Genomic DNA, 4135 nt, shown 5'->3' on the forward strand with positions numbered 1-4135 from the left:
GATCGCCGCGCTGCGCCAGCGGGCCGCGCTCAACGCGCTCATCCGCGCATTCTTCGCCGAACGCGACGTGCTCGAAGTGGAAACCCCGATACTGTCGGCGGCCGGCAACACCGAACCGAACATCGACAGCTTCCACACCCGTTTCAGCGGTCATGTCGATGCCGGCAGTGCGCAGCGCTGGCTGCGCACCTCACCCGAGTACCCGCTCAAACGCCTGCTCGCCGCCGGTGTGGGCGACTGCTACGAACTGGGCCGGGTGTTCCGCAACGGCGAGGCCGGTGGCCGCCACAATCCCGAGTTCACCCTGCTGGAGTGGTACCGGGTCGGTTGGGACCATCATCGCCTGATCGAAGAAACCGCCGCGCTGGTCCGCGCCGCGCTGGGCCTGGTGCAGCGCACCGCCACGCTGCGCGTCATCGACTATCGCGGCCTCTACCAGCAGGCGTTGGAGATTGACCCCTTCGATGCGAGCCTGGAACAGTTGCAGGCCCCGCTGGCGGACATCCGCATCGACGCCGACGGACTTACCCGCGACGACTGGCTGGACCTGTTGATGACCCACTGCATCCAACCGGGCTTCGATGACGACACGATGACGGTCGTACATGACTGGCCGGCGAGCCAGGCGGCGTTGGCGCGCGTTCGGCCGGGCAGGCCACCGTTGGCCGAACGTTTCGAGCTCTACCTGGGCGCGGTGGAACTGGCCAACGGCTATCACGAGCTGAACGATGCAGCTGAACAACGTGCGCGCTTCGAGCGCGACCTGGCCACCCGTCGTACGCGGGGCGACGTGCTGCCGCCCTTGGACGAACCACTGCTGGCCGCGTTGCCCGGGCTCCCCGATTGCGCGGGCGTGGCGGTCGGCGTTGACCGCTTGTTGATGGCGCTGAACCGCACCCTTCGGATTGCTGATGTACTGGCCATCGACTTCGCGCATGCCTGAACGGCTAGGCAGGCCATTGGCGGCATTTTTCGACGCACGGGTGTCTTGCGCGTCCTGCATGATGATGCTCTGATCACACTGCATGACCCAAGCTGGTCATGTGATCGTTCATGTGCGGCGGGGACTGTGTTGATGAAGCTGTTGGACGTTGCGGACCTGCCGCTGTGGAGCGCGCCACGCTGGACGTGGACGTGGTGGACGTTGGTGTTGTGCAGCGCGGTGCTGCCGGTGACTGCGGCCAGTGCCGCCGAGACCGGGTATGCCGGCCAGGTGGTGCGCTGCCAGTCGCGCGACATGGAGTGGGTGCACTGCGACATGCCCGTCGCCAACGGCGTCGATCTGGTTCGCCAGTTGTCCAACAACAGCTGCATCCGCGGCACCGAATGGGGCACCGACCGCTCCGGCGTGTGGGTGACCCTGGGCTGCCGTGCCGAGTTCCGCAGCCGCGTGGCGGGCAGCAGCGCCGAGACCGGTGATCGCAAAGTGCGCCGCGTACTGCGCTGCGAATCCAACGGACGCCCGCAGAACTGCCCGGTAGTGCTGCAGGGCGCGCCGGTACGCCTGCTGCGGCAGTTGTCATCGATGCCGTGCCGCGAAGGCCACAGCTGGGGCGTGCGCCGCAATGAAGTGTGGGTGACGCGCGGTTGCCAGGGCGACTTCGAAGTGGGCGCCACCGATGGCTCGGGCTTCCTGGACATGCCGCGCACCCTCGTATGCGAGTCCAAGTCGCGCCAGCGCCGCTTCTGCGGGGCCACCATCAGCAAGGGGGTGCGGCTGTCCAAGCAGTTGTCCGGCAGCGCCTGCGAAGAAGGTCGCGGCTGGGGCTGGGACGCGCGCGGGGTGTGGGTCGACAACGGCTGCCGGGCCGAGTTCCAGGTCAACTGAGCCGCCGAGATGGCGGTAAGCGGGCGCCCCGCTACAATGATGCGATGAACGCATCCACCGACATCGACTACGCCCGTTACGACCACATCCGCCCGATCCTGTGGACCGGCGATTCCCTGCAACTGCTGGACCAGCGCAAGCTGCCGTTCGTGGTGGAGCACGTGGAATGCCGCGACAGCGACGCGGTGGCCGAAGCCATCCACGCCCTGACCGTGCGCGGCGCGCCGGCGATCGGTATCGCCGCGGCGTGGGGCGTGGTGCTGGCGGCAGGAACCGTGCAGGCCGATGACGGCGCCCAGGCGCTGGCCAAGCTGGAACCGGCGCTGCAGCGCCTCAATGCCTCGCGCCCGACCGCGGTCAACCTGGCCTGGGCACTGGCGCGTATGCGTCGCGCATTGGCCCCGGCCGGCGCGGACTGGCAGCAGGTGCTGGCCAACGAAGCCCAGGCCATCGCCGAAGAAGACCTGGCCGCCAACCGCCACATGGGCGCGCTCGGTGCCGGCCTGATCGAGGCCGGCAGCGGCGTGCTGACCCACTGCAATACCGGCTCGCTGGCCACCGCCGGGTTCGGCACCGCGCTGGGCGTGATCCGTGCCGGCATGGCCCAGCACCGCATCGCCAAGGTCTTCGCCGGCGAGACCCGGCCGTGGCTGCAGGGCGCGCGCCTGACGGTGTGGGAGCTGCAGCAGGACGGCATCGACGCCACCCTGATCGCCGACTCGGCCGCCTCGCACCTGATGAAGACCGGCGCGGTGCAGTGGGTGATCGTCGGCGCCGACCGGATCTGTGCCAACGGCGATACCGCCAACAAGATCGGCACCTACCAGCTGGCCATTGCCGCCCGTCACCACGGGGTAAAGTTCATGGTGGTGGCGCCGTCCTCCACGGTGGACATGGACACCGCCGACGGCGACCAGATCGAGATCGAACAGCGCGACCCGGGCGAGCTGTACGGGGTAGGGGGCACGCGCACCGTGGCCGAGGGCATCGCCGCCTGGAACCCGGTGTTCGACGTCACCCCGGGCAGCCTGATCGATGCCATCGTGACCGAGCGCGGGGTCATCCTGAGCCCGAACACGACGAACATGCGCGCCGCGTTCGCCTGAGCAGCCCCTCCGGCTGCGCCGCATGCGGGGGTGTGCCGGTTGCCGGTCGGCGCGCCATGAGCCGCCGGCCAGCGCCAATTGCTGGCCCATTCCCGGTAGTGCCGGCCGCTGGCCGGCTCCACGCACACCCCGAACGGTGCGCGGTCCGGAAGGGCGGCTTCCTCCCCGGGTGCCCAGAACCGCGCAACGCCCGCGTAAGTTCCTGATTCTTGCCGGTAAAACCCCCGCAAAAGCCGGCGGAAAACGGCCCGTTGTGGTAGAATCCAACGGTTAATCGAGATTCCGACGCGGCCGCCCCGAAAGGGCTGGCGCGGCGGACTGGACCGCACCCAGACAACGGAACCCGAATGGCAGAAACCGCCAAGGAAATCATCCAGGTCAACCTGGAAGACGAGATGCGCAAGAGTTACCTCGACTACGCGATGAGCGTGATCGTGGGCCGCGCACTCCCGGATGCGCGCGATGGCCTCAAGCCGGTGCATCGTCGCGTGCTGTTTGCGATGAGTGAACTCAACGCGCACGCCAACAAGCCTTACTTCAAGTCGGCGCGTATCGTCGGTGACGTCATCGGTAAGTACCACCCGCATGGCGACCAGTCGGTGTATGACACCCTGGTGCGCCTGGCGCAGCCGTTCTCGCTGCGCTACATGCTGGTCGATGGCCAGGGTAACTTCGGTTCGGTCGACGGCGACTCCGCCGCTGCGATGCGATACACCGAAGCGCGCATGTCGCGGCTCACCCATGAGCTGATGGCCGACCTGGACAAGGAAACCGTCGATTTCCAGCCCAACTACGACGAAAAGGAACTGGAGCCGACGGTCATGCCGACCCGGTTCCCGAACCTGCTGGTCAACGGTTCGGCCGGTATCGCGGTGGGCATGGCCACCAACATCCCGCCGCACAACCTGACCGAGTCGATCAACGCCTGCATCGCGCTGATCGACAACCCCGAGATCGACGTCGACGGCCTGATGGAGTACATCCCGGGCCCGGACTTCCCGACCGCGGGCATCATCAACGGGACCGCCGGCATCGTGGCCGGTTACCGGACCGGGCGTGGCCGGGTGCGCATCCGCGCCAAGGCCGAGGTCGAAGTGGCCGACAACGGCCGCGAATCGATCATCGTCACCGAGATCCCGTACCAGGTGAACAAGGCCCGGTTGATCGAGAAGATCGCCGAGCTGGTCAAGGAAAAGAAGCT

The 4135-nt window shown here is 67.5% G+C and carries 4 protein-coding genes; all 4 read left to right on the plus strand.

What is annotated here, in order from left to right:
• Window position 1 precedes the first annotated feature (1 nt).
• Window positions 2–943, plus strand: a complete 942-nt coding sequence (epmA, locus tag ACXJKH_RS16245) for an EF-P lysine aminoacylase EpmA (protein ID WP_457320844.1) — start codon at window positions 2–4, stop codon at window positions 941–943.
• Window positions 944–1075: 132 nt separating this feature from the next.
• Window positions 1076–1828: a DUF3011 domain-containing protein gene (locus ACXJKH_RS16250; RefSeq protein ID WP_256774530.1), complete on the plus strand. Its 753-nt coding sequence runs from the start codon at window positions 1076–1078 to the stop codon at window positions 1826–1828.
• 44 nt (window positions 1829–1872) lie between these two features.
• Complete coding sequence (gene mtnA, locus ACXJKH_RS16255) at window positions 1873–2934, plus strand: S-methyl-5-thioribose-1-phosphate isomerase (RefSeq protein ID WP_457320846.1); 1062 nt, start codon at window positions 1873–1875, stop codon at window positions 2932–2934.
• Window positions 2935–3281: 347 nt separating this feature from the next.
• The coding region (locus ACXJKH_RS16260) for a DNA gyrase subunit A (protein WP_457320848.1) at window positions 3282–4135 on the plus strand (854 nt) is incomplete at its 3' end.

It is taken from the genome of Stenotrophomonas sp. P5_B8 (assembly GCF_054049855.1).

Excerpts from the sequence above, each read along its gene's own strand:
- mtnA (WP_457320846.1), top strand. The coding sequence starts at position 1,873 with ATGAACGCATCCACCGACATCGACTACGCCCGTTACGACCACATCCGC.
- ACXJKH_RS16250 (WP_256774530.1), top strand. The coding sequence starts at position 1,076 with ATGAAGCTGTTGGACGTTGCGGACCTGCCGCTGTGGAGCGCGCCACGC.